The organism is Streptomyces sp. NPDC056835, from assembly GCF_042789485.1.
Lineage (GTDB): Bacteria > Actinomycetota > Actinomycetes > Streptomycetales > Streptomycetaceae > Streptomyces.
This window is the reverse complement of record NZ_JBHUBB010000020.1, coordinates 108,887-134,325: the sequence shown is the minus strand read 5'-3', so window position 1 is coordinate 134,325 and position 25,439 is coordinate 108,887. Positions and strand designations below refer to the sequence as shown.

At 69.5% G+C, this 25,439-nt stretch carries 23 protein-coding genes; 7 read left to right on the top strand and 16 right to left on the bottom strand.

All coding sequences use genetic code 11. The features are described from left to right. Window positions 1-78: 78 nt before the first annotated feature. A complete protein-coding gene (locus ACFRMN_RS23370) occupies window positions 79-1,002 on the bottom strand; it encodes a Cof-type HAD-IIB family hydrolase (RefSeq protein WP_383022491.1) in 924 nt (307 codons plus the stop codon). Window positions 1,003-1,190: 188 nt separating this feature from the next. Here ACFRMN_RS23370 and ACFRMN_RS23365 point away from each other — a divergent pair, with 188 nt between their 5' ends. Beyond that, window positions 1,191-2,087: an LLM class flavin-dependent oxidoreductase gene (locus tag ACFRMN_RS23365; RefSeq protein ID WP_383022489.1), complete on the top strand. Its 897-nt coding sequence runs from the start codon at window positions 1,191-1,193 to the stop codon at window positions 2,085-2,087. A gap of 80 nt (window positions 2,088-2,167) precedes the next feature. Here ACFRMN_RS23365 and ACFRMN_RS23360 read toward each other — a convergent pair whose 3' ends face one another. From ACFRMN_RS23360 to ACFRMN_RS23340, 5 genes are all read right to left on the bottom strand, one after another. Beyond that, window positions 2,168-2,722 (bottom strand): RNA 2'-phosphotransferase, encoded by a 555-nt coding sequence (locus ACFRMN_RS23360; protein WP_383022488.1) that lies wholly within the window; start codon window positions 2,720-2,722, stop codon window positions 2,168-2,170. Window positions 2,723-2,854: 132 nt separating this feature from the next. Beyond that, the gene (locus ACFRMN_RS23355) at window positions 2,855-3,817 is read right to left on the bottom strand and encodes a MerR family transcriptional regulator (protein ID WP_383022486.1); all 963 of its coding nucleotides are present in this window, start codon (window positions 3,815-3,817) and stop codon (window positions 2,855-2,857) included. After that, window positions 3,814-4,737 (bottom strand): metal-dependent hydrolase, encoded by a 924-nt coding sequence (locus tag ACFRMN_RS23350; RefSeq protein ID WP_383022485.1) that lies wholly within the window; start codon window positions 4,735-4,737, stop codon window positions 3,814-3,816. The genes ACFRMN_RS23355 and ACFRMN_RS23350 overlap by 4 nt, the downstream gene beginning before the upstream one ends. Beyond that, window positions 4,734-6,539 (bottom strand): SDR family oxidoreductase, encoded by a 1,806-nt coding sequence (locus ACFRMN_RS23345; protein ID WP_383022483.1) that lies wholly within the window; start codon window positions 6,537-6,539, stop codon window positions 4,734-4,736. Before ACFRMN_RS23345 ends, ACFRMN_RS23350 begins: the two co-directional genes overlap by 4 nt. 14 nt (window positions 6,540-6,553) lie before the next feature. Further along, window positions 6,554-7,384, bottom strand: coding sequence for a M24 family metallopeptidase (locus ACFRMN_RS23340; protein ID WP_383022536.1), 831 nt, complete (start codon window positions 7,382-7,384; stop codon window positions 6,554-6,556). Between the two features lie 233 nt (window positions 7,385-7,617). Here ACFRMN_RS23340 and ACFRMN_RS23335 point away from each other — a divergent pair, with 233 nt between their 5' ends. The 5 genes from ACFRMN_RS23335 (at window position 7,618) to ACFRMN_RS23315 (ending at window position 12,203) form a co-directional block, all read left to right on the top strand. After that, complete coding sequence (locus ACFRMN_RS23335) at window positions 7,618-8,634, top strand: ABC transporter ATP-binding protein (RefSeq protein WP_383022535.1); 1,017 nt, start codon at window positions 7,618-7,620, stop codon at window positions 8,632-8,634. After that, window positions 8,624-9,535: an ABC transporter permease gene (locus ACFRMN_RS23330; protein WP_383022481.1), complete on the top strand. Its 912-nt coding sequence runs from the start codon at window positions 8,624-8,626 to the stop codon at window positions 9,533-9,535. The genes ACFRMN_RS23335 and ACFRMN_RS23330 overlap by 11 nt, the downstream gene beginning before the upstream one ends. After that, window positions 9,532-10,443 carry an ABC transporter ATP-binding protein gene (locus ACFRMN_RS23325; protein WP_383022480.1) on the top strand — a complete coding sequence of 304 codons (912 nt, stop codon included), beginning with the start codon at window positions 9,532-9,534 and terminating at the stop codon, window positions 10,441-10,443. The genes ACFRMN_RS23330 and ACFRMN_RS23325 overlap by 4 nt, the downstream gene beginning before the upstream one ends. A 25-nt stretch (window positions 10,444-10,468) precedes the next feature. Further along, complete coding sequence (locus ACFRMN_RS23320) at window positions 10,469-11,188, top strand: ABC transporter permease (protein WP_383022479.1); 720 nt, start codon at window positions 10,469-10,471, stop codon at window positions 11,186-11,188. A 322-nt stretch (window positions 11,189-11,510) separates the two neighbouring features. Next, the gene (locus ACFRMN_RS23315; protein ID WP_383022477.1) at window positions 11,511-12,203 is read left to right on the top strand and encodes a hypothetical protein; all 693 of its coding nucleotides are present in this window, start codon (window positions 11,511-11,513) and stop codon (window positions 12,201-12,203) included. Window positions 12,204-12,688: 485 nt separating this feature from the next. On the opposite strand, the gene ACFRMN_RS23310 is transcribed toward ACFRMN_RS23315, so the two are convergent. The 9 genes from ACFRMN_RS23310 to ACFRMN_RS23270 form a co-directional block, all read right to left on the bottom strand. Continuing rightward, window positions 12,689-13,483: an HAD family hydrolase gene (locus ACFRMN_RS23310; protein ID WP_383022533.1), complete on the bottom strand. Its 795-nt coding sequence runs from the start codon at window positions 13,481-13,483 to the stop codon at window positions 12,689-12,691. Window positions 13,484-13,575: 92 nt separating this feature from the next. Then, on the bottom strand, window positions 13,576-14,853 hold the full coding sequence (gene serS / locus ACFRMN_RS23305; RefSeq protein ID WP_383022475.1) for a serine--tRNA ligase: 1,278 nt from the start codon (window positions 14,851-14,853) through the stop codon (window positions 13,576-13,578). Window positions 14,854-15,459: 606 nt separating this feature from the next. Next, window positions 15,460-16,395: a prephenate dehydratase gene (pheA, locus tag ACFRMN_RS23300; RefSeq protein ID WP_383022473.1), complete on the bottom strand. Its 936-nt coding sequence runs from the start codon at window positions 16,393-16,395 to the stop codon at window positions 15,460-15,462. 72 nt (window positions 16,396-16,467) lie between these two features. Next, the gene (gene efeB, locus ACFRMN_RS23295; RefSeq protein WP_383022531.1) at window positions 16,468-17,772 is read right to left on the bottom strand and encodes an iron uptake transporter deferrochelatase/peroxidase subunit; all 1,305 of its coding nucleotides are present in this window, start codon (window positions 17,770-17,772) and stop codon (window positions 16,468-16,470) included. Window positions 17,773-17,907: 135 nt separating this feature from the next. Beyond that, entirely contained in the window at window positions 17,908-19,941 is a 2,034-nt protein-coding gene (locus ACFRMN_RS23290; protein WP_383022471.1) for a copper resistance protein CopC, read from the bottom strand. Window positions 19,942-19,955: 14 nt separating this feature from the next. Next, window positions 19,956-20,483: a copper chaperone PCu(A)C gene (locus ACFRMN_RS23285; protein ID WP_383022469.1), complete on the bottom strand. Its 528-nt coding sequence runs from the start codon at window positions 20,481-20,483 to the stop codon at window positions 19,956-19,958. Then, window positions 20,480-21,160 (bottom strand): SCO family protein, encoded by a 681-nt coding sequence (locus ACFRMN_RS23280; protein WP_383022468.1) that lies wholly within the window; start codon window positions 21,158-21,160, stop codon window positions 20,480-20,482. The genes ACFRMN_RS23285 and ACFRMN_RS23280 overlap by 4 nt, the downstream gene beginning before the upstream one ends. Before the next feature lie 145 nt (window positions 21,161-21,305). Next, entirely contained in the window at window positions 21,306-22,055 is a 750-nt protein-coding gene (locus tag ACFRMN_RS23275; RefSeq protein WP_383022466.1) for a YcnI family protein, read from the bottom strand. 125 nt (window positions 22,056-22,180) lie between these two features. Continuing rightward, window positions 22,181-23,008: a hypothetical protein gene (locus tag ACFRMN_RS23270; protein ID WP_383022464.1), complete on the bottom strand. Its 828-nt coding sequence runs from the start codon at window positions 23,006-23,008 to the stop codon at window positions 22,181-22,183. A 315-nt stretch (window positions 23,009-23,323) separates the two neighbouring features. On the opposite strand from ACFRMN_RS23270, the gene ACFRMN_RS23265 reads away from it, so the two are divergent. After that, window positions 23,324-23,776 (top strand): ATP-binding protein, encoded by a 453-nt coding sequence (locus ACFRMN_RS23265; protein ID WP_383022462.1) that lies wholly within the window; start codon window positions 23,324-23,326, stop codon window positions 23,774-23,776. Between the two features lie 86 nt (window positions 23,777-23,862). Here ACFRMN_RS23265 and ACFRMN_RS23260 read toward each other — a convergent pair whose 3' ends face one another. Further along, on the bottom strand, window positions 23,863-25,344 hold the full coding sequence (locus ACFRMN_RS23260; protein WP_383022460.1) for an aminopeptidase P family protein: 1,482 nt from the start codon (window positions 25,342-25,344) through the stop codon (window positions 23,863-23,865). Window positions 25,345-25,439 lie beyond the last annotated feature (95 nt).

Genomic DNA, 25,439 nt, shown 5'->3' with positions numbered 1-25,439 from the left:
GTAAGGAGCGCCGCTCTTCCCCTGTGGGCCCGGCCGGGTGTCTGTCTGCTCGGGCCCGCTTGTTCAGTGCCCGTGCGTTCAGTGCCCCTCTGATTGGCGGCGGGCCACGATCTGCTCGATGACGATCGCGACGCCGTCCTCGTTGTTGGTGACCGTGCGTCCGGAGGCGGCGGCCAGTACGTCCGGGTGAGCGTTGGCCATCGCGTACGACGTCCCGGCCCAGGTCAGCATCTCCAGATCGTTCGGCATGTCGCCGAAGGCGACGACCTCGTCGGACGAGATGCCGCGCTGGGCGCAGCAGAGCGCGAGCGTGCTCGCCTTGCTGACCCCCGGGCCGCTGACCTCAAGGAGCGCGCTCGGGCTGGAGCGGGTGATGGTGGCGCGGTCACCCACCGCCGTACGGGCCACGGTGAGGAAGCCGTCGGGCGTCAGGTCGGGGTGGTAGGCGAGCAGCTTCACCACGGGCGCGGCGGACTCGTCCTCCTGCTTCTGTTCCCGTTCCTGTACCTGTACCTGTTGCTGTACCTGTTCCTGGAGGAGCTTTTCCGCGGTAGCGACGGTCGCGCCCGGATCCTGGTGGAAGGGCGGATACGTCGGCTCGTAATGGATGCCGGTGGTCAGTTCGACGGCGAAGGTCGTGCCGGGCGCGGCGTCGCGCAGCGCCTGGACGACCTCCAGGGCGGTATCGCGCTCCAGGGGGCGGACCTGCAAGAGCTTTCCGCCGGCGTGCAGATCCACGACCGCGGCGCCGTTGGCGCAGATCGCCATCCCGTGGCCGTGCACATGCTCGCTGACGACATCCATCCAGCGGGCCGGGCGGCCGGTGACGAAGAAGACCTCGATACCGGCCTGCTCGGCGGCGGCGAGCGCGGCGATCGTACGGTCCGAGACGTACTTGTCGTCGTGCAGCAGGGTGCCGTCGAGATCGGTGGCGATCAGCCGGGGTCTGGCGGGGAGCGGGGAGTCGTCGGGCGCGGGCGCGGGTCCATTGGGCGAGGTCACGCGTTCATTCTCCCGTACGGGTGCGCACGGGCGTGCGGAGGGTCGCACATCTGAGTGGCCCCGGGGTGCATGAGTGGACCTGGGGCGCGCCTCACCCTCCCCGGCCACGGCGTCCAGCTCCGCCTGGGCCCCGACGCCCGCCGGCACCCCCACCCTTGGTGGCCAACAGCCCGCGTATCGTCTGCGGCATGCGTCTGAGTACGGTAATTCTCCCCGTTCACCGGTGGGCCGAAGGACAGAAGATCTGGCGGCGGGCCGAAGAACTCGGGTTTCACGCCGCGTACACCTACGACCATCTGTCCTGGCGTACTTTCCGCGACGGGCCTTGGTTCGGGGCGGTACCCACGTTGACCGCGGCGGCAACGGCTACGCGGAGCATCCGTTTGGGGACACTCGTGACGTCGCCGAACTTCAGACATCCGGTGACGCTCGCCAAGGACCTCATCTCGCTGGACGATGTCTCGGACGGCCGGATCACCCTGGGGATCGGCGCCGGCGGGACCGGTTTCGACGCCACGGTGCTGGGACAGGTGCCATGGACGCCGAAGGAGCGGGCCGACCGGTTCGCCGAGTTCGTTCCGCTGCTCGACCGGCTGCTGAGCGAGGACTCCGTGACGTACGAGGGGACGTACTACTCCGCCGTCGAAGCGCGCGACATCCCGGGGTGTGTACAGCGGCCCCGGCTGCCCTTCGCGGTGGCGGCCACCGGGCCGCGCGGGCTGAAGCTTGCAGCCAGGCACGGTCAGGCATGGGTGACGACGGGGGATCCGAAGCTGTTCGAGACGGGTACGCCGGAGCAGTCGCGTGCCGCCATCAGCGGGCAGATCGACCGGCTGGGCAAGGCCTGTGCGGAGATCGGGCGGGAGGTGTCCGAGGTGGAGAAGATCCTGCTCACCGGCTTCACCCCGGACCGTGATGGCCCGATGGAGTCGCTCGACGCGTTCGTGGACTTCGCGGGCAGGCACTTCGAGCTGGGCATCACCGAGATCGCGGTGCACGCCCCCATCCCGGACTCGGAATTCGCCGCCGACCAGCGGGTCTACGAGCGGATCGCCACCGAGGCGACGGCCCAGCTCCGCCGGTAGCGCTCGTCCGGGGCCGGTCGGCTGTCGGTCGGCTGCCGTCGCTCGTCGGCCCTCGGCCCTCGGCTCTTGGCCCTCAACTCTCAGCCGGGAAAGCGCAGGTACCGCGGCGGTACGGAGTCGGTGAGCCAGACGCCATTGGCGCTGACGTGGAACACCAGCCCGTCGCGGTGCATCGCTCCCGCGTCCACCGGCAGGACGACGGGTCGTCCGCGGCGCGCACCCACCCGTGTCGCGGTCTCACGGTCGGGCGAGAGATGGACGTGGTGGCGGTCCATGGGGCGTAGCCCTTCCGCCCTGATCGCGTCCAGGTTGCGGGCGACCGTGCCGTGGTAGAGGTACGCGGGCGGTTGTGCCGGGGCCAGCTCCAGGTCGACCGTGACGGTGTGGCCCTGGTTGGCGCGGATCCGGTCGCCGTCGATGGTGAAGCGCCGCTTGTCGTTGACGGCGACCACGTGGTCCAGTTCGGCACGGCTCAGCCGGAAGCCGTGTGCGGCGGCCGCGGTCATCAGCTCGTCGACCGGCACCCAGCCGTTCGCGTCGAGGGTGATGCCGATTCGCTCGGGCTGGTGGCGCAGATGTTTGGCGAGGTACTTCGACACCTTCACGATGCGTCGTTCGTCGGATACTCCGGTCATCGCATCAGCGTGACCGGTGGCGCTGTCCGGCGCCACCCATTTCAAATTGCTGACGGTCCGTAGGTTTGATCCACAGTCAACTCTGGTTATCCACAGGCTATTTGGCGAATCTGTGGACAACTGGCTTACCGTTTAACCTATTTGGTTAATTTGTCCGCCCTGTCTGTGGGTTGAGGCGAGGTCGTCCAAGGCCCTTGCCCGTACCTCGCGTTCGGTGGCCGCGGTGACAAAGGACGCCACCCCCTCCCGGCCAACAAGCTTTTCCACAGCCCGGATCGTGTCGGCGGGCAACGGCACGGACCAGGTCCCGGACCGTCCCGGGAGCGGGGTGTCCACCCCCAGCTGCCGCTGGAGGTGACGGGAGGCGAACAGCCGCATCGCACGCGCCAGTTCCGCGTCGACCGACTGCCGCGCCAGCGGCCGCATCCGGCGCACCAGCGCGGCCGCCTCGGCCGCGTCCGCGTCGGTCGGAGGTTGGTGACCGAGATAGCGGGCGAAGACATGCTCGGTGGTGAACTCCAGGAAACGGGAGGCGATGTACTCGACCTGACCGCGAAGTTCCCGTAGATGTCCGGAGATCGCGGACAGCGGTACCCCGGCCGCGTGCAACTCCGCCGCCACGGCAAGCTCTTGAGGGCTGGGGACGAGAAAGGCGTCGTCCTGGTCCGGGATACGTTCCAGCACCCCCAGCTCCAGGGCCTCCTCGATGGCCGCGTCGTCACCCGCGCCGCCGAACCGCTCGTCCAGCTCCGCCCGCGAGATCCTGGCCGCCTCCTCGTCGGTCCACGGTCCGTGCACCTCGGCGACGAGCCCGAGCACCCCGCCCAGCCCGCGCCCGGCGTCCCACGCCTCCAGCAACTCCTTGATGGAGGCGAGGGTGTAGCCCCGGTCAAGGAGGTCGGCGATCTGCCGCAGCCGGGCGAGATGGGTGTCGTCGTACACATTGGCCCGGCCGCGCCGCTCCGGCCTGGGCAGCAGCCCGCGGTCCTGGTAGGCACGGATCGTACGGACCGTGGCGCCGCTCGCCTGCGCGAGGCCGTCGATCCGGTACTCGGCGCCGGGCTCGGACCGCGGATCGGACCCGGACACACTCACGCCCTTCGCCCCAGGCCCACGCGGCCCACCGCGCCCGCCGCCGCACGCGCCGCCGGCGAGGTCGCGAGATAGTCGACGGCCTTGCGCAGCGAGCCCTCCTGGGAGGGGTGGTACGAGTGCCGGAAGTAGCGGGGTATCGCGGAGCCGAGCTCCCGCCAGGTGGGCAGCAGACCCTTGCCGACCGCCTTGTTGTGGCCACGCAGCGAATAGCGCGGCCGGCCCGCGAGCTGGGGGTCGTGCCGGATCAGATAGGCGGCACCCCAGGCCCACAGCCACACCAGAACGGGCGCGGTGACGCACATCGTCCCGATCCGCCGGGCGTACCGCGCCGGATCGGAGCCGCCGCAGTGCTGGTACATGTCGAACGCCACCGCCCGGTGCTCGACCTCCTCCGCGCCGTGCCAGCGCAGCAGATCGAGCATGACCTCGTCGGCGCCCGCGCGGTCCAGCTCCTCCGCGCGCAGCACCCAGTCGCCGAGGACCGCTGTGAACTGCTCGATCGCGGCGACGAACGCCAGCCGGTAGAGGAGCCATTTCCCGGCCGGGAAGGGTATCCCCCAGGGTGGTTTCTCGCCGAGCAGGCGCTCGAAGAGGAAGTCCACCCGCCGGGTGTACGCGTCGGTGTCCAGCCGCTGCTCCGCCAGGTGGTTCAGCACATAGGAGTGCTGCACGCTGTGTGTGGCCTCCTGCCCCATGAACCCCTTGACGTCCTTGCGTAGCCGCGCGTCGGTGACCAGCGGAAGGGCCTCTTTGAAGACCTTCACGAACCACCGCTCGCCCGCGGGCAGCAGCAGATGCAGCACATTGATGACATGGGTGGCGGTGGGCTCGCCCGGTATCCAGTGCAGCGGGGTCTCACGCCAGTCGAACGAGACCCTGCGCGGCACGATGGGGTGCTTCTCATCTCTTTCGGCGCTCACAGCGGCGGCTCCACCCGCGCGAGGGCGCGCAGCGCGCCTGGCGCGAACCGGGACAGCAGCCGCGCCCCGCGGGCCTCCGGAGTGACCGGCACCACGGCCTGGTTGCGGACGACGGCGCGGAGCACGGCGTCGGCGACCTTCTCGGGCGGGTAGTTGCGCAGACCGTACAGCCGGGACGACTTCTTCCTGCGCCGCTCCTCCTCCTCGGCGGAGACCCCCGTGAAGCGCGCGGTGGAGGTGATGTTGGTATTGACGAAGCCGGGGCAGATCGCGGAGACCCCGATGCCCTGCCCGGCCAGTTCGGCCCGGAGACACTCGCTGAGCATCAGCACCGCCGCCTTCGACGTGCTGTACGCGGGCAGCGCCTTTGAGGGCTGATACGCCGCGGCGGAAGCGGTGTTGACGATATGACCGCCCTGGCCGCGCTCGGCCATCTGCTTGCCGAAGAGCCGGCAGCCATGGATGACGCCCCACAGATTGACGTCCAGGACCTTCTTCCAGTCGTCGGCGGTGGTGTCGAGGAATGCTCCCGACAGCCCGATCCCCGCGTTGTTGACCAGCACATCGACGATGCCGTACTCCGTGGCGACTCTCTCGGCGAGCTTCTCCATCGCCTGCCCGTCGCCGACGTCGGCCGGCTCGGCCCAGGCGTCCGGGGCGCCGATCAGCCGGGCCAGCTCCGCGGTCCTGGCCGCCCCCTCCGCGTCCCGGTCGACCGCGACGATCCGCGCGCCCGCCTCGGCGAACGCGAAGGCGGTGGCCCGGCCGATGCCGCTGGCCGCGCCGGTGACCAGCACCAGCTGTCCGCCGAAGCGCTCGGCGTACGGCCCGCTCGGCGCCGCACCACCGTCCGGAAGCCCGCCGTCCTCGTGGGCCGTGACGAAGTCAGCGATCCAGGAGGCCAGTTGGTCGGGGCGGGTGCGGGGCACCCAGTGCTTGGCGGGCAGCGTGCGCCGTACGAGCCGCGGAGCCCACCGCTCCAGATCGTCGTAGAGCCGTTCCGACAGGAAGGCGTCGTCAGTCGGCGTGATCAGCTGTACGGGGGCGTGCGCGTAGGCGTCGGTACGCGGCCCGCGCAGCCGGGCGCGGACGTTGTCCCGGTAGAGCCACGCGCCGTGCGCCGCGTCCACCGGCAGCGAGGACGTCGGGTACGTACCGCCCGGGATCTTCTCGATCCTCTGGAGGATCCTCGGCCACCGCTTGCCGAGCGGCCCGCGCCAGGCCAGCTCCGGCAGCACGGGCGTATGCAGCAGATAGACGTACCAGGACTTGGCGCCCTGCCCGAGGAGCTGGCCGGCCCGGCGCGGAGTGGGCCGCGCCGCCCGCTGCTTGATCCAGAGCCCCAGATGATCGAGGGAGGGTCCCGACATCGAGGTGAAGGAGGCGATCCGGCCCTCGGTCCGCGCCACCGTGACGAACTCCCAGGACTGCACGGAGCCCCAGTCGTGGCCGACCAGATGGACCGGCCGGTCCGGGCTCACCGCGTCGGCGACCGCCAGGAAGTCGTCCGTCAGCTTCTCCAGCGTGAAGCCTCCGCGCAGCGGGACCGGCGCCGTCGACGCGCCGTGGCCCCGTACGTCGTACAACACCACATGGAAACGGTCCGCGAGTCGCCCCGCGACCTCGGACCAGACTTCCTTGCTGTCCGGATAGCCGTGCACCAGCAGGACGGTCGGCCGCGCCGGATCGCCCAACTCGGCGACGCACAGCTCGATCCCGCCCGTACGCACCCGGCGCTCCCGCGCGCCCGCCAAGCCCGTGTCCTTACCACCGCTTTCGCCCGCACCGTTACTCATACTCATGCGGCCTCCGCCACTCATGCGGCCTCCGCCCAGCGCCGCACATGCGGCAGATCGTCATCCAGCCAGAACGCGCTCTGCTCAGGGTCCCGGGAGTCGGTGACCACCAGGATCTCCTCGAACTTCGCGCCGGTACCCCGGAATCCGAGGTGGGGCTCGACCGCCCACAGCCCCGGCTTCGGCGGGTGATCGGAGAATCTGTACGGGCTCCACAGCGGCGACCAGCCGTCCCGGTGGCCGTGCAGGGCGTCGCCCGCCAGCCCCTTGAGTGACTGGGTGCCGAACCCGAACACATGGGGCGACCAGCGGCGCTCCTTCACGCGGTCGATCTTGTGGGCGATGACACCGAAGGGGTACGCGCGATGCCGGTTGGCGTACCCCTGCCGCACCATCAGCCGGTCCACGTCCTCGTAGATCTCCCGCAGCGGGCGCCGCTCGCGCACCTCCCGCAGGATCAGCCCGCGGTGCGCCTCAAGGTCGGCGAGCAGTTTGCCGTGCAGCCGGTTCGGCCCCAGACAGCCCGAGTAGCCGACATCGGCCGTGAAGCCGCGGTGGACCGGCGCCAGATCGAGGATGAACGGCATGCCCGCTTCCAGCCGCCGGCCGGTGGGAAAGAACTGGAGCGGTATCCGGAAGCCCGCGAACGCCGTACGGTCCCCGAACCACGCGAAGGGCAGATGGAACCAATCGCGTACACCACGGGCACGGAGCCACTCGCGCTGCATGTGCGCGGCCTCACGCTCGGTCACCCCCGGCCGCAGCCGCGCGGCGACCGCCTCCGCGCACGCGTACGCCAGGCGCTGCACCTCCCTGAACCCCCGCAGCTCCGCGCTCCGCGCGTCCGTCACCGCGTCGCTTCCCACCCGTCCCCACCCCGTTCCATGTGCGGTACGTGTTCGTAACGTCACACTGATGAATGTGACAATGGTCGGCGGCGACGTCAAGGGCCGGGGCATTCCTGTGGATAACCGGCGGGCGCCCGGTGCCCCTTACGGGTTCCCTACATCTGGAGGCTGACATGGATCCAGCCGCCTGGTCTGACGCTCACCGCGACCCGCGCCACTACGGTCGAACCGTGACAGTGATCGCAACAGAAGGCCTGAGCAAGCGGTTCCCCCGGGTGACCGCGCTTGACCGGCTCTCCTTGGACATCGGACCGGGTGTGACCGGCCTGGTGGGCGCCAACGGGGCCGGCAAGTCCACCATGATCAAGATCCTGCTGGGTCTGTCCCCCGCCACGGAAGGCCGGGCCACGGTGCTCGGGCTCGATGTCGCCACCAGTGGCGGCGCCATCCGCGAGCGCGTCGGATACATGCCCGAGCACGACTGCCTGCCGCCGGACGTCTCGGCCACCGAGTTCGTCGTCCACATGGCGCGCATGTCCGGACTTCCGCCGACCGCCGCCCGCGAGCGGACCGCCGACACGCTGCGCCATGTCGGCCTGTACGAGGAGCGATACCGCCCCATAGGCGGCTACTCGACGGGCATGAAGCAGCGCGTCAAGCTCGCACAGGCGCTGGTCCACGACCCCCAACTGGTCCTCCTCGACGAGCCGACCAACGGTCTCGACCCGGTCGGCCGTGACGAGATGCTGGGTCTCATCCGGCGCGTCTACACCGACTTCGGTATCTCCGTACTGGTCACCTCGCACCTCCTGGGCGAGCTCGAACGCACCTGTGACCATGTCGTCGTCATCGACGGCGGAACGCTTCTGCGCTCCAGTTCCACCAGCGACTTCACCCAGACCACCACCACCCTCGCGGTCGAGGTCACCGACACGGACGCGCACCCCGACGGCACGCGCTCCCTGCGCGACGCCCTCACCACCGCCGGACTCACCCTGCACGCCGGCATGGAGGAAGGACTGCCCGGCGCGGGCCACATCCTGCTGATCGAGGCCAAGGGCGAGGAGACATACGACGTCGTCCGCGACACCGTCGCCGAGCTCGGCCTGGGGCTCGTACGGATGGAACAGCGCCGCCACCACATAGCGGAGGTCTTCCGCCCGCAGCCGTCCGCCGAAGGGGCCCAGCCGGGCCAGGGCGCCGACGAGGCGGAGTACGCACTGCAGAAGGGAGGCGCCCGCGATGAGCACTGAGACCGAGACCGGCACCGGGACCGGCGCCGGAGCCACCCGAATCCACAACATCGGGTACCGCACCTACGACGGGCCGCGGCTCGGCCGCGCCTACGCCCGGCGCTCCCTCTACTCGCAGTCCCTGCGCGGCGCGTACGGACTCGGCCGCTCGGCCAAGTCCAAGGTTCTGCCGATGATCCTCTTCGCGGTGATGTGCCTGCCCGCGGCGATCATCGTCGCGGTCGCCATCTCGACCAACCTCAAGACGCTGCCGCTCGACTACACGCGCTACGCGATCGTCACCCAGGCCGTCATCGGCCTCTATCTCGCTGCCCAGGCCCCGCAGTCGGTCTCGCGGGATCTGCGCTTCAAGACCGTGCCGCTGTACTTCTCCCGCCCGATCGAGCGCGTCGACTACGTCGTCGCGAAGTACGGGGCGATGGCCTCCGCGCTCTTCGTGCTGACCGCGGCGCCGCTCGTCATCCTCTATGTGGGCTCGCTGCTGGCCAAGATGGACTTCGTCGACCAGACCAAGGGATTCGGCCAGGGACTGGCATCGGTCGCGCTCCTCTCGCTCCTCTTCGGCGGGATCGGCCTGGTGATGGCCGCGCTCACGCCGCGCCGCGGCTTCGGTGTCGCCGCGGTCATCGCCACCCTGACCATCTCCTACGGCGCGGTCTCCACCGTCCAGGCGATCGCCTGGCAGACGGACGCGCTCGGCGCGGTCAAGTGGCTCGGCCTCTTCTCGCCGGTCACGCTCATCGACGGCGTACAGACCGCCTTCCTGGGCGCCACCTCCGCCTTCCCCGGCGAGGCGGGCCCCTCGGCCGGTGTGGGCGTGATCTATCTGCTGGTCGTACTCGCGCTCGTCCTCGGCTCGTACGCCGTTCTCATGCGCCGTTACCGGAAGGTCGGGCTGTGACCACCATCAATATCGAGCACACCTCGCGCTGGTTCGGCAATGTGGTGGCCGTCAACGACGTCACGATGACGATCGGCCCCGGCGTCACCGGCCTGCTCGGCCCCAACGGAGCGGGCAAGTCCACCCTCATCAACATGATGGCGGGTTTCCTCGCCCCCTCCACGGGCACTGTCACCCTCGACGGGGAGCAGATCTGGCGAAACGAGTCCGTCTACCGGCAGATCGGTATCGTGCCGGAACGGGAGTCGATGTACGACTTCCTCACCGGTCTCGACTTCGTCGTGGCAAACGCCGAACTGCACGGACTGGGCGCGAAGGCGGCCCGTGCGGCGCTCGCCACGGTCGAGATGGAGTACGCGCAGGACCGCAAGATCGCGACGTACAGCAAGGGCATGCGCCAGCGCGTGAAGATGGCGTCCGCGCTGGTGCACGACCCGTCGGTGCTGCTCCTGGACGAGCCGTTCAACGGGATGGACCCGCGCCAGCGGATGCAGCTGATGGATCTGCTGCGGCGTATGGGCGCCACGGGCCGGACAGTCCTGTTCTCCTCCCATATTCTGGAGGAGGTCGAGCAACTCGCCTCGCACATCGAGGTGATCGTGGCCGGCCGCCATGCCGCCTCCGGCGACTTCCGCAAGATCCGCCGCCTCATGACCGACCGTCCGCACCGCTATCTCGTACGGTCCAGCGACGACCGCGCGCTCGCCGCCGCGCTGATCGCCGACCCGTCGACGGCCGGTATCGAGGTCGACATCGCCGAGGGCGCACTGCGCATCCAGGCGGTCGACTTCGGCCGCTTCACCGAACTGCTGCCGCGGGTCGCCCGTGAGCACTCCATCCGGCTGCTCGCGGTCTCGCCCTCGGACGAGTCCCTCGAATCGGTCTTCTCCTACCTCGTAGCGGCCTGAGCGGCCTGAAAGGAGCTGTGACGTCATGTACAACCCCACAGTCGCCCGGCTCACCTACCGGGCCCTGCTCGGCAGGCGCCGGGCCGCGATCCTCTTCGTACTGCCCGCTCTGCTGATCGTCATCGCGGCGGCCGTCCGCGGCTTCAACGGAGTGGACGACCAGGTCGCGTCGGACGTGCTGGGCGGCTTCGCCCTGGCCACGATGGTGCCGCTGATCGGCGTGATCGCGGGGACGGGCGCGATCGGGCCCGAGATCGACGACGGCTCGATCGTCTATCTGCTGTCCAAGCCGGTGAAACGGTCGACGATCATCTTCACCAAGCTGCTCGTGGCGATAGCCGTGACCATGGCGTTCTCCGCGATCCCCACGTTCATCGCCGGATACATCCTGAACGGCAACGGCCAGCAGATCGCCATCGCCTATACGGTCGCGGCGCTCGTCGCCTCGATCGCCTACAGCGCGCTGTTCCTGCTGCTCGGTACGGTCAGCCGGCACGCGGTGGTCATAGGCCTTGTCTACGCGCTGGTCTGGGAAGCCCTCTTCGGCAGCCTGGTGGCGGGCGCGCGCACGCTCAGCGTCCAGCAGTGGTCCCTGGCGCTCGCCCAGAAGATCGGCGACGGCACGACGATCACCTCGGACGTCGGACTGCCGCTGGCGGTGGTCCTGCTGGTGGGTGTCTCGGTGGTCGCGACCTGGTACGCGGGCCAGAAACTACGGACGTTGACGCTCGCGGGCGAGGAGTGAGCCGAGGGCCTGCCACCGCAGCCTCCTCCGCCCGCCGCCTGCCTCGTCATCCGACGTACGCCCTTGTGCGCACCCGTTACGCCGCAACCCCTGCCCGATGGGTAGGGGTTGCGGCGTAACTGTACGCTTATCGGCTCGTTGTTCGGGGTGCGTGGAGGCAACTGGGATTCGTAGCGTCGAGCCTTTGTGAAACTGGGGATTGCCGGTGCCGGATCGAAAGCCGCACCGGTCATTGAGTGAGTAGCCACCGTGAGCCGACCTCCGCCCCTGAAGCCCGGGGACAGGGCCGACCATCATCGGTTCTCAAGGGGAAGGCATTTCCATGCCACCTGAAGGTGCTCTGCTCGAATCGCGCACGATGCGCGAAAGCGTCGTGGGGCGGGTCGAGGCGCTCGACAAGATCAAGGCGCTGCGGCTGCTGCACGACGGCGTACACATCGCGACGGAGGGCGTCGCGCGTTACTTCGAAGTATCCACAGACGTCATCAGGCAGTTGACCGCGAGGCATCGCGCGGAGCTGTCCGAGAACGGGATGCATGTCCTACGAGGCTCTGAACTGCGGGAATATCAGAGTGACAGGATGTCACTCTCATCCGAGGGTGAGGGAAGTTATCCACAGAGGCGTTCCAGTCTCACGCTCTACACCCGTCGCGCGGTCCTCAACATCGCGATGCTTCTTCGTGACAGCGACATCGCGCGGTGCGTCCGGACGTACCTCCTCGATGCTGAGAACGATCTGCGGAAGGGGTACGTGGACCTCGACCGGCGGGTCACCGATGTCGAGGCCTGCCTCGGTGGGGTCGGGGTCGCGCTGCGGGAGCTGGGGCCGGTTCTGAACCGGATGTCGTACCGGCTCGACAGTCTGGACCGGCGGCTCGACGCGACCAATCGGGTTGTCGCCGCCATCAGCAACCGGCTGTGCGAGATGTCCGCGGACATCCACCGCGTGGACGCCAGGGTGGACGACGTCGTCCACCAGCTGAGGGATCTGCGTCGCGGGCGTAAGCGCCGCTGATCCTCTTGGGCCGGCCCCGTCCGTCCGTGGCACCTCATGGGCGGGCGCGGGCCGTGCCGCGGATATTCGGTGGCGCCGAACCGCCCTGCCGGTCAGAGTAGTTGTGTCAGGGCACACCACAGACCGGGAGCGGAACGCGGCGATGACCGGGAGGCCGAGTCCGTCGAGTTCCCAGCGGGGCAGCACCGCGTAGGCACCGGAGTAGCCATCACCACTCCGCGCAGCCGCCGGCGCGCTGCCTGGGGGGCGGCCGCTTCGAGCGCGCATCCGCGCGGGCCGCCCCTTCCCGGAGGGATTGGCCGAGCGGTGAGGCTGCGGCTTGTCAGACAGCGCCCCTGAGCCTGGCCTGAGCCGCAGGGCCTGAGCCGCGGTCGGGTGGAAGCCCGCGCACGTTCGGGCCGCGTATCCTCCGCCGACGTCCCCAGGTCCCGTGCCCATCCCCTCGCACGGCACTTGGCGCACAAGCCCTGGGGCCTTCTCCTCGATCAGGCCCGGCTCTGGCCCAGCAGCTTCTCCAGCACCAGCGCGATGCCGTCGTCCTCGTTCGATGCCGTGACCTCGTCCGCCACGGCCTTCAGTTCCTCGTGCGCGTTGGCCATCGCCACGCCGTGCCGTGCCCAGCCGAACATCGGGATGTCGTTCGGCATGTCGCCAAAGGCGATCGTGTCCGCCGCCTTGACGCCCAGCCGGCGTGCCGCCAGCGAAAGTCCGGTGGCCTTGCTCAGGCCCAGCGGGAGGATCTCCACAACACCGGCGCCCGCCATCACCACGTCCACCAGACTGCCGACCACCGCCCGCGCGGCCTGCGCCAGCGCGTCGTCGTCCAGCTCCGGATGCTGGATGTACACCTTGTTGAGCGGCGCCGACCACAGCTCCGCCGGATCGTCGACCAGCACTGACGGCAGCGGGCCTTCCTGCAGCCGGTAGCCGGGGCCGACCAGCACATCGCCGTCGAGTCCGTCCCGGCTCACGGCCAGCGCCAGCGGGCCGACCTCCCCCTCGATCTTGGCGAGCGCCAGCCCGGCCAGTTGACGGTCCAGCGTCAGCGACGTCAGCAGCTTGTGCTCACCGGCGTGATAGACCTGCGCACCCTGGCCGCACACCGCGAGACCCTCGTATCCCAGATCGTCCAGTATGTGCCGGGTCCACGGCACGGCCCGTCCGGTGACGATGATGTGCGCGGCGCCCGCCGCGGTGACGGCGGCGAGCGCTTCGCGCGTACGGCCGGAGACCGTGCCGTCCTCACGCAGCAGCGTGCCGTCCAGATCGGTCGCGACCAGTCTGTACGGGAACGGCGGCTCGGAAGGGAGCGCGGAAGACGGCGCGGGAGACGGCGAGGACGCCGGCGCGGGCGCCGCCGAGGGGTCCGTGCTCACTTGGCGATCGGTTCCAGTGCCTCACGGCCGCCCAGATACGGGCGGAGCACCTCCGGCACCCACACCGAGCCGTCCGGCTGCTGGTGGTTCTCCAGAAGCGCCACGATCGTGCGCGGGACGGCGCACAGCGTGCCGTTCAGCGTCGCCAGCGGCTTGACCTGCTTGCCGTCCCGCATCCGGACGGAGAGCCGGCGGGCCTGGAAGCCGTCGCAGTTGGACGCCGAGGTCAGCTCGCGGTACTTGCCCTGGGTCGGGATCCACGCCTCGCAGTCGAACTTGCGCGAGGCCGAGGCACCCAGATCGCCCGTGGCCACATCGATCACCTGGAAGGGCAGCCCGAGGCCGGTCAGCCACTGCTTCTCCCAGTCCAGCAGCCGCTGGTGCTCGGACTGCGCTTCGGCCGGGTCGACATACGAGAACATCTCGACCTTGTCGAACTGGTGGACCCGGAAGATGCCCCGGGTGTCCTTGCCGTACGTCCCGGCCTCGCGGCGGAAGCACGGCGAGAAGCCCGCGTACCGCAGGGGCAGCTTGTCGGCCTCGATGATCTCGTCCATGTGGTACGCGGCGAGCGGCACCTCTGACGTACCGACCAGGTAGTAGTCGTCCTTCTCCAGGTGGTACACGTTCTCCGCGGCCTGGCCGAGGAAGCCCGTGCCCTCCATGGCGCGCGGGCGGACCAGCGCGGGTGTGAGCATCGGGATGAAGCCGGCCTCGGTGGCCTGCGCGATCGCCGCGTTGACGAGGGCGAGCTCCAGCAGCGCGCCGACACCCGTCAGATAGTAGAAGCGCGAGCCGGACACCTTGGCGCCCCGCTCGACGTCGATGGCACCCAGCGCCTCGCCGAGCTCCAGGTGGTCCTTGGGCTCGAAGCCCTCCGCCGCGAAGTCACGGATCGTGCCGTGCGTCTCCAGGACGACGAAGTCCTCCTCGCCGCCCACCGGGACGTCGGAGTGGACGATGTTGCCGATCTGGAGGAGCAGCCGCTTGGCGTCCTCGTCGGCTTCGTGCTGCTCGGCATCGGCGGCCTTGACGTCCGACTTCAGCTGCTCCGCCTTCTTGAGCAGCTCCGCCTTCTCCTCCGGGGACGCCTTGGGGATCAGCTTGCCGAGCGACTTCTGCTCGGAGCGCAGCTCGTCGAAGCGCAGGCCGGACGACCGGCGCCGCTCGTCGGCGGAGAGCAGGGCATCGACAAGCGCGACGTCCTCTCCACGGGCGCGCTGGGAGGCGCGAACACGGTCGGGGTCCTCACGGAGCAGGCGAAGGTCAATCACCCCACCAGGCTACCGGTGCGCACTGACACCGCCCCACTCGATATCGACAGGCGCGCCCCTTTGTCCTAATTGCCGGAATTGGTAAACCTGTCAGGAAATCCCTCGCCGGTCGTTCGGTGTTCGTCAATAAAGAGGACGCAATTCCCCGGAATGAGGCATTCCGGCGTTGCCACCTTGACTCACTTTCCTTGTGGGGCACGGGACTTGAGCCGGCTGAGGCGCGCGTTGTCCACAGAAATGCACAGGGTTCCAGAGTTATCCACAGGCTGTGTGGGAGGTCTGTGGATCGCTGAAAAGATCGTCTCGAAAGCCGCGGTCGGTCCGGAGGATTCTCTTCTCAAACCCGCTTTACACACTCATTCGGGTGGGAATTACTCGCTCTAACGAGTTGATCACGGGAATTGAGGTGACGCTGGGCTCCTTGGCGCCCTGTGGACGGACGGGGGGTGACGGGAGCGATTTGTCGACTGTGCCGGTCCGTGTTGTCGACTTGTCCCCAGGATGAGAGCTGAGCCTGTGGATAACTCCGCGATGCATCCACAGGTCCCGCCGCCGGACCTGGGGCCTGGTCCACAGGACAGGGACCACGTCCCACCGGGCTGGGCCTCAGGCGCGGCCGTCCTGGCTGCGCGCCAGCCAGTCCGACGCCTCGATGAACGCCGTGTCGGAGGTCCCGGGCCGCAGCGGCCGCACATCGGCCGGGGACATTCCAGCCCGCGGGTACGAGCCGAGGAACCGCACCTTGGGGCAGATCCGCTTCAGCCCCATCAGTGCCTCACCCACCCGCCGGTCCGAGATATGACCCTCGGCGTCCACCGCGAAGCAGTAATTGCCGATTCCCGCGCCCGTCGGCCGCGACTGGATCAGCATCAGGTTGACCCCGCGCACCGCGAACTCCTGGAGCAGTTCGAGCAGCGCGCCCGGGTGGTCGTCGCCCAGCCAGATGACCACCGACGTCTTGTCCGCACCCGTCGGCGCCGCCGGACGCGCGGGCCGGCCCACCAGAACGAAGCGCGTCTCCGCGTTCTCCGCGTCATGGATCTCGGTGACCAGAGCCTCAAGGCCGTACGTCGCCGCCGCGAACTCACCCGCGAAGGCCGCGTCGAACCGGCCCTCCTGTACCAGCCGTGCCCCGTCCGCGTTCGACGCGGCCGATTCCCACAGCGCGTCCGGGAGATGGGCCCGCAGCCAGTTGCGCACCTGCGGCTGGGCGACCGGATGACCGGTCACCGTCTTCAGATCCGACAGCTCCGTCCCCGGCCGTACGAGCAGGGCGAAGGTGATCGGCAGCAGCACCTCGCGGTAGATCATCAGTGGCTCGCCGGAGGCGAGCTCGTCGAGGGTCGCGGTGACCCCGCCCTCCACCGAGTTCTCGATCGGTACCAGTGCGGCCGCCGCCTCCCCGTTCCGGACGGCGTCGAGGGCCGCCGGCACGGACACCATGGGGACGAGTTCCCGCGTGGCGGATTCCGGGAGCGTACGGAGGGCCGCTTCCGTGAAGGTGCCCTCGGGGCCGAGATACGTGTAGCGCGTGGCCGACATACGGTCACCCTAATAGGCCGACGCGGCTCGTGGATCCGGCCCCGTAAACCCCGAGGTGGGGGGCGTGCGGGCTCAGGACTCCAGGAGCCGCTGACCCACGTACTCCCCCTCGCGCGCGCCCCCGGGCACCGCGAAGAGACCGCTCGCCTCGTGCCGGATGAACGCCGAGAGCGCGTCCCCCCGGTCGAGCTTGCGCTGCACCGGTACGAACCCCTTGAGCGGATCGGCCTGCCAGCAGACGAAGAGCAGCCCAGCGTCCGGTGTCCCGTCCGGCCCGATTCCGTCGTGGAAGGAGAAGGGACGGCGCAGCATCGCGGCCCCGCCGTTGGCCTCCGGCGTCGAGATCCGGGCGTGCGCGTTGCCGGGGATGACGGGCTTGCCGTCCGGTCCCAACCGGTCCAGGTCCGGATCGGTCGTCTCCGTACCGCCCGTGAGCGGGGCGCCGTCGGACTTGCGCCGCCCGATGACCTGCTCCTGCTTGGTGAGCGTGAGCTTCTCCCAGTCGTCCAGGAGCATGCGGATACGCCGTACGACCGCGTAGGAGCCGCCCGCCATCCAGGACGGGGTGCCGGCCGCCGGGGTCGCCGGGACGAAGATCCGCCGGTCGAAGTCCGGCTCCGACGGCTTGGGGTTGCCGGTGCCGTCTATCTGGCCCATCAGGTTCCGGCTGGTCATGGGGTGGGGCGTGGCGCCGGGAGTGCGGTTGAAGCCGTTCATCTGCCAGCGCACCCGGGCCGCCGCGCCCGCGTCCTTCTGGAGCGCGCGCAGCGCGTGGAAGGCCACGAGCGCGTCGTTGGAACCGATCTGGATCCAGAGATCGCCGTTGCTGCGTTTGGCGTCGAGATGGTCGGAGGAGAAGGCGGGCAGCGGATCCAGGGCGGCCGGGCGCCGGGCGGCCAGGCCCGTACGGTCGAAGAAGGTGCGGCCGAATCCGAAGGTCACGGTGAGGGAGGAGGGTCCCGCGTCCAGGGCGATACCGGTGTCATGGCCGCCGTCCGGTCCTGCTTCGTCCGGTCGTGTCCCGTCCGGTCCGGTTTCTTTCGATCGTGTCCCTTCTGCCGCGCCGCCCCCGGCCGGTTCACCGGCCATCAGCGTCCGTGCCGTGGCGGACCAGCGGCGCAGCAGCGCGGCGGCTTCCTTCCGTCCCGCGCCCGGGGCCAGGTCGAAGGCGATCAGATGGCCACGGGCGTGCAGGGGGGTGGTGATGCCGGGCTGGTGCGCGCCATGGAAGGGGACGGAGTCCGTGCCGACGCTGGTCAGCGCGGTCGCCGGCGCGGGGCGGCTCGCCGCGTACGCGCCGGCTCCCCCCACCGCTCCGAGGGCGAGTCCGGTGGCCCCGGCGGCGCCCGCGGTGCCGAGGAGCCGTCGCCTGGAGATACCGGCGAGAGGGGCCCGGCCGGGTTCGTCCTCGCGGGCCCCGTCCTCGGGGTTGGCGCGGAGGGGCCGGGAACGGCCGTCGCCGTGGCCGTTCCGGTTGTCGTGGTCCTGCCGGGTCGTCTCGCTCACGTTGGGTCAGCCGATCTTCACGTTCTTGTCGACGGTCGTCTGGTCGATGTCGGAGGTACGAATGGTCAGCTGGAGCTGCCACTCGCCCGGCATCGGGATCTGCACGGCGTCCGCGCTCCAGTGTCCGGGAGCGAAGCGCTCGGGGACGATGGGCAGCGGACCGATCCGCTGGGCCGTGAGCGTGAAGGCGGCCTTCACCTCGGGCACATCCAGCGGTTGTCCGTCCGGGCCTTCGACGTAGATATGCATCACGTTGGCGCCGGAGCGGCCGGGGTCGAGGGTGAGTCGCACGGTGCCCTTGCCGTTCTCGCCGCCGGTGTCGAAGGGCAGTGTGAGGTCGATGGGGCCTGCGGACGCGGGCGCGGTGGCGGCCGTGCCACCGGTCGCGCCGGCTTCCTGCTCGGCGGTACGGCCCGGCTCGGTGGAGGTCAGTACGGTCGTGACGGCGAGGAGCACCACGGCGACTCCGGCTTCGGCCAGTACGGAACGGCGAAGTCCGATTCGCCCCGGGTCGGCGTCGCGGATCCGCTTCTGGCGAGCAGTCGCCAGTGCCGCTTTCTGCCGTGCGAGCTGGGTAGCTCTCTCACTGTCACCAACGACGGTCGTCGCCGCGGCGGTCTCGGTTCCACTCCCAGTCTCCGATCCCGTCGCGGCTTCGGCTTCGGCTTCGGCTTCGACCTCGTTCTCCGCTTCCGCCTCGATTCCTGCCCCTGCTTCTTTCCCGGTCCGCGCCTCCCCTTTCCCTGTCCCTGCCTCCGTTGTTCCCGCCTCCGTCGGTTGCCCCAGCCGTCCCGTCCACCGCCGGGAGAACCAAGCGATCCCGACCAGCACAGCGACGAGCCCGACCTTGACCAGAAGGAGCTGCCCATATGACGTGCCCCAGAGCGCCGACCATGATCCGACCTGACGCCAGGACTGGTAGAGCCCGGTCGCGGCGAGTACCACGACGCTGACGAAGGCGATGCGCGAGAAGCGCCGCGCCGCCGCGTTCTCGATGGAGGGTGCCCGGTAGAGGGCGACGAGCAGCGCCGTGAGCCCGCCGAGCCAGGTCGCCACCGCCAGCAGGTGCAGGACGTCCACCGGCATGGCCAGACCGGTCTGGATCCCGGTCGAGGCGTGCTCGGCGAGCGCCCACGTTCCCGCGATCCCGGCCGCGACGACCGCGCCGCCCACGGCGAGTCCGAAGGTGAGGTCCTTCCTCTCCTTGCTCTCCTGTTCGTCCCGGGGCGTCTCCCGCTTGGCGTACGCGCCGAAGAGGACGGCGACGAACAGGGCGGCGGCGCCGAGCAGCAGCAGCCGGGAGACGAGCGCCGCTCCGGTCTTGGTGGCCAGGACGTCCTGGAGTCCGCCGAGGTCGAAGGCGTCGCCCAGCTTGCCCGAGCCGGTGTACGGGCTGCGCAGGAGCAGCAGGACGAGCGTGGCGGCGGTGAGGGTGAGCCAGCCCTGTACGACGAGCCGTTGCAGGGGACGTACGGACGCGCCGCGAGGCCAGCAACCGAGGACGAAGGCCGCGCCGCCGACGAGGAGGATGAAACCGGCGTACGAGATATAGCGCGCGATGTCATAGAGGGCGCCGACGAGTCCCCCGCCGGCTTCCTCGCCGGGCACGGCGGCCGTGGTCTTCGACGGCGCTCCGATGGAGAAGGTGAAGGCGCCGGAAATGGGATGGCTGTCGGCGGAGACCGCCTGCCAGGCGACGGTGTAGGTGCCGTCGGGCAGCCCCGCGTGGAGGTCGATGCCGTAGGCGACGGTGCCGCCGCTGCTCAGATCGCGGATCTTCCCGGAGTCGGCGCGCTTGTTGTCCGGATCGAGCACACGGATCGAGTCGTCGCCCAGCGCGACCTGTTCGGAGAAGGTGAGGCTGATGTCCTTGGGAGCGGTGGCGACCACCGCCCCGTCCTCGGGGGTGCTCCCGGTCAGTGCGGCATGCGCCGACGCCGTGCCGGAGAGCACGGTGAAGACGGTGCCGAGAAGCACCGTGGCAACGAGCAGTAGCCGCACCAACGGTGCGGATCCGAAGCGCGGGGCGGTGGCTGTCATGGTGTGTCAGTCCCTCATCGCTGGGCCGGGTTGTAGTTGATCTCCTTCACGGGAAGCTCGACCTTGATGGGGTCGGCCTTCTCGAAGTGCAGTTCAATGCCGACCTTCTGGCCCTGCTCCGGCTGCCGTTTGAGACCCATGAACATGATGTGCTTGCCACCACGCGCGAGGTTCAGTTCGCCGCCGGCCGGGATGTCGAAGGACTTCACCTTCCGCATTTTCTGGTTCTCGGTGCTGTGGATCGTGATGTCGTCGGAGATGTCGCTGGTGACCGAGGTGAGCTTGTCGGCGGCGCCACCGCTGTTGGTGACGACGAGGAAGCCCGCAGCGAGATCGCCGACGGGGCGCGGCATATAGCCCCCGCTGACCTTCAACTGAGTTGCGTTGCCCGAGGGGTTGGCGGAAGAGCTGGCGGAAGAGTTGGACGAAGACGAATTGGACGAAGATGAAGAGGAGGAAGCGGATGATGCCGAGGAGCAGCCCGCCAGGGCCAGCGCGGCGGTCAGTCCGACTGCGAGAGCGAGAGGGGCGCGGCGGTTCACGGGGTCTCACCCTTGATGAGCTTCGGCAGGTCCTTGGCGTAGTCGTCCGAGGAGGCGTCCTCGCCGTAGAGGACATACCCGCCGTCGGTCTTCGGTGAGAACGCGATGACCTGTGCGCCGTGCATCGATACGACGGTGCCGTCCTTCTCCTTCTTGGGCGCGTCGATACCGATGCCGAGCTGACGCGCGCCCGCCTGGATGGTGGGGAAGTCGCCGGTGAGACCGACGAAGGACGGATCGCCCGCGCTGGCCAGCCACTTGCCGAGTTCGGCGGAGGTGTCACGCTCCGGGTCGGTGGTGACGAAGATGACCTGGAGCTTGTCCTGGTCGGCCTTGGGCAGCGACTTACGGGCGATGGCGATATTGCTGATCGTTGTCGGACAGACGTCCGGGCAGTTGGTGTAGCCGAAGTAGATGAGCGTCGGCTTGCCCTTGGTCGCCTCGCGGAAGTCGTACGACTTCCCCTTGGTGTCCTTCAGGACGAGGTTCGGCTTCTTGAACGGTGTGTCGAGCACGGTCGCGGCTTGGGTCTTCGGCTCGGCGGAGACATCGGCGACGGACTTCGCCGAGTCGTCGCCGCCACTGCCGCAGGCGGTCAGGGTGAGTGCCAGAGCCGCGACGAGGGCGGCGGCGGAAGCCACTGCCTTCTTGCGGGAGGTCACTGTTTTCGTACGCATGGGGATATTTCCTGGTCGTGGAGTACGGGCACCGGACACGCGGGCCGGGGGTGTTTCCCGGCCGGCGTGTCTGGGGCGCCTCGGGTACGTGGTGTGTGGCGCGGTGGCGCCGTGGTGTGCGGGGCCGCAGCGCGTGAGGGGAGCGTCAGGCCGTACGGCGCCGGCCGGCCAGCACGGCGAAGGTCACCCCGGCGATGCCGACGAGAATGCCGATAAGGCCGAGGGCACGGGCGGTGGTGTCACTCGTGTCGGCGGAGGCCGTCCCGTTCTTCGCGTCGTCCTTCGCGTCGGTCGCGGCGTGGGTCGTTCCGGCCGAGGCGCCGTGCTCGTCCCCGGTGGCCGCGGTGAGCTTCAGTACGGGCGCGGGGCTCAGGGGCTCCGTCGCACCCTCCTTGGGCTCCTCGATCCAGCGGGCGACTTCCTTGTTGTCGTACGTCTGGATCGTCTTGAACACCAGCTGGTCGGCATCCTCGGGGAGTTGTCCGACGGAGAGCGGGAACTGCTGGAACTGGCCCGGTCCGATCTTGCCGCCGTCCGCGGTCCAGGTGACCTTGGACACGGCCTCGGTGATCGTGTTGCCGTGCATCTCCAGTGGCTTGGCGAGCTTGGTCTTGACGACCTCGACCTTCCAGCCCGGCACGGGCTGCGGCAGCACGGACGCCAGCGGGTGGTCGGCCGGGATGTTCACCTCGACCTTGACGGTGGAGGCGTTGTCGCGCTCGTTGGGGACCTTGAAGTTGACCGTCACGGTGCTGCCCTTGGCGGCCTCGCCCTGCGGCTGCACGCTGACATGCGCGGAGGCGGGGCCGGCCAGCAGCAGAAGGGCCGTCGCGGCGATACCGCCGGCGACGGAGACGCGGGTGACGTTCTTTACTGAGAACACAGAGCACTCCATGGTGCGAGAGAAAGTAGAGAGGGGTGATCGGACAGGGGCGCCGCGGCGGTGCGCGACGGCATCGCGACCTCACCCCGGTCCGTGTCCGATGTCCACCGGCACGCGGAAGCGCGGAGGGTGTCGCGTCAGGCCGCGAGAGCGAATACGGCCGGAGGACCGCGTCTGATCACCGTGTGCTGGAGCGTCTCACCGGCCGGTGGCGGGAGAGTGCGGTACGAGCCGCGCCGGGCGGGTGGCCGCGGCGCGGGTACGCCGGGCAGCCCGGCGCGCAGCGCCCGTACGAGGGCGAGAGCCGCGCGCAGGGCACGCAGCACCGCACTGTCGGTGACTTCACCGATGCTCTGTGTCGACAGCTGAGTGAGCCGGAGAAGCGCGAGATCCCCGCGACGCAGCAGCCAGCCCGTCGCGAGGGCGGCGAGGAGATGCCCGAGCACCATGGGGAGGGAGGGCAGCAGTCCCTCGCCGCCGGCGGCGGTGGCCGACGCGGCGGTCGAGGCCGCAGGGCCGAACGCGGACGCGATGTGCTGATGGGTACCCGTCGTCGAACCCACCGGGCTGATCCCCGCGTTGGCGACGATCCGCTGTGCGTCGATGGCGCTGAGTGAGGCGGGGCCCGGTCCGCAGACCAGTTTCGCGGCCATTCTGATCAGCGCGTCGTCCGTGCCCACCGGCACCTTGAGGTGTTGCTGACCGATGCCGAACAGGCTGTGCAGGCCGAGCTGACCACCCATCAGGGCGATGACGATGGAGCCGGTCGAGCGCGCCCGTCCGGCGAGCGGGGCGGCGACCGCGAACACTCCCAGGAAGCCGAGGAGCAGGGTCCACCAGGGGACCGGCGCGCAGGCGGCCAGTACATGCCCCGTCGCCGACAGCACGACGCAGACCGCGGTGAACACCGCGGCCCTCAGTAGCCGCGGAGCGGCTCCGGCGTACATGCGGGCGGGTCTGGACATGGCCGGGTCATCATCGCACTGCGGCCACGGGCGCTGTAGGGCAGGTCCGGAAGATCACTCTCTGCCCGATCTCTGCCCGGTCTCTGTCCAGTTTCCGTCCAGTCCCGGCCTCTGTCCGCAGACCGGGGTGGGCTGTTCCCCGTACCGCTGTGCCCCGTCCCATACACCGCGGTGCGCCACAGACGCGTCCGCCGAATGAGGGTTATCACGTCAACCGCGTGCTTACGACCGGAGGCGCGGGGCAATACGTATCGGTATGTCGAGCCTCGATATGTCGAGCGCCGGTATGTCGAGCCGCAGCCTGGAGGCTGGAGCATGAGCATCTGGTGGTCTGTCCACTTGCGGCGCGAAGCCGCGAGCGTTCCGCTCGCCCGCCGCCTTCTGCTCGGCGCCATGGACACCGCGGGTGTTGACCCGGACATCTCCTTCGACCTGTCGGTCGCGCTCAGCGAAGCCTGTGCGAACGCCGTTGAGCACGGCGGGGACGAAGGGGCCGGCGAGCCCCCGGGGGCGTACCGGGTGACCGCGTATCTGGACGGGGAGAGATGCCGTATCGAAGTGGCGGACTCGGGCCCCGGCTTTCCCGCCCGACGGGTGGTGCGGCCTACGGCCCCGCCCGCGCTCACGGCCGAGAACGGCAGGGGGCTGGGGCTGATCGAGCAGCTCGCCGATCATGTGCAGTTCGGGAACGGGCCGGGGCGCGGCGCGGTGGTCAGCTTCGACAAGATCCTGAAATGGCGCGAGGGCGCCCTGCTCAGAGCCATGTGAACTCCGAGCGGAACGCCCTCCACCAGAATTGGGCCCAGGATCGGGCCCGGGGACCAGGCCCAGGGGCCGGCCCCTGGGGATCAGGCTCAGGTCTGCTTGAGCGCCGCCATCCAGGACTCGACCTCGTCGGCCCGGCGCGGCAGCGCGTCCGACAGGTTCCGGTTCCCGTCCTCCGTGACGAGGATGTCGTCCTCGATCCGGACGCCGATGCCGCGGTACTCCTCGGGCACGGTCAGATCGTCGGCCTGGAAGTACAGCCCCGGCTCCACCGTGAGGCACATCCCCGGCTCCAGCGTCCCGTCCGCGTACGCCTCCCGGCGCGCGGCCGCGCAGTCGTGGACGTCCAGACCGAGCATGTGACCGGTGCCGTGCAGGGTCCAGCGGCGCTGGAGCCCCAGCTCCAGAACCTTCTCGACCGGCCCCTCAAGCAGCCCCCACTCGACCAGCTTCTCGGCGAGGACCCGCTGCGAGGCGTCGTGGAAGTCGCGGTACTTCGCGCCCGGCCGCACCGCCGCGATGCCGGCCTCCTGGGACTCGTACACCGCGTCGTAGATCTTCCGCTGGATCTCGCTGTAGCGGCCGCTGATCGGCAGGGTGCGCGTGACGTCCGCGGTGTAGAGCGTGTGGGTCTCCACGCCGGCGTCGAGCAGCAGCAGATCGCCGGGGCGTACGTCACCGTCGTTGCGCACCCAGTGCAGGGTGGTGGCGTGCGGTCCCGCCGCGCAGATCGAGCCGTAACCGATGTCGTTGCCCTCGACGCGGGCGCGCAGGAAGAACGTGCCCTCGATATAGCGCTCGCTGGTGGCCTCGGCCTTGTCGAGGATCTTCACGACGTCCTCGAAGCCCCGGACGGTGGAGTCCACGGCCTTCTGCAGCTCACCGATCTCAAACGCGTCCTTCACGGCGCGTGCCTCGGAGAGATGGACGCGCAGCTCCTCGTCGCGCTCGGCGGTGACCTTGTCGGTCAGCGCGGCCTCGATGCCGGCGTCGTGTCCCCGGACGTTGCGGACGGGGCCCGTGGCGTCCTTGAGGGCGGCGGGCAGTTCCCGTACATCCTTCGCGGGGATGCCGAGCAGCTGCTCGGCCTCGGTGAGGGAGTGCCGGCGGCCGACCCACAGCTCGCCCTGGCCGTCGAGCCAGAACTCGCCGTTCTCGCGGTTGGAGCGCGGCAGCAGATAGACGGTCGCGTCGTGCCCGTCCTGGTTGGCCTTCGGCTCCAGTACGAGGACGCCGTCCTGGGTCTGGTCGCCGGTGAGGTACGCGTACTCCGTGGAGGTGCGGAAGGCGTACTCGGTGTCGTTGGAGCGGGTCTTGAGGTTGCCCGCGGGGATCACCAGGCGTTCGCCGGGGAAGCGCGCGGAGAGCGCGGCGCGGCGGGCGGCGGTCTCGGACGCCTGCGCGATCGGCTCCAGGCCGTGCAACTCGGTGTCGGCCCAGCCTGACTTCATGTTCTCTGCGAGCTCATCGGACACGCCCGGGTACAGACCGTTCTTCCTCGGCTTGATGGATGCTTCTTCTGTCTCAGGGGTCTCCGGCTCCGGGGTCTCCGGTGTGAGCTCCTCAGCCACGTCTTCTCCTCATACGACTACGGATCTGGACCATCTTTTCCATCGTATGTGCGAGAGGAGGAAGGCTCCGGCTCTCTGTGAGGAATCCGTCATGA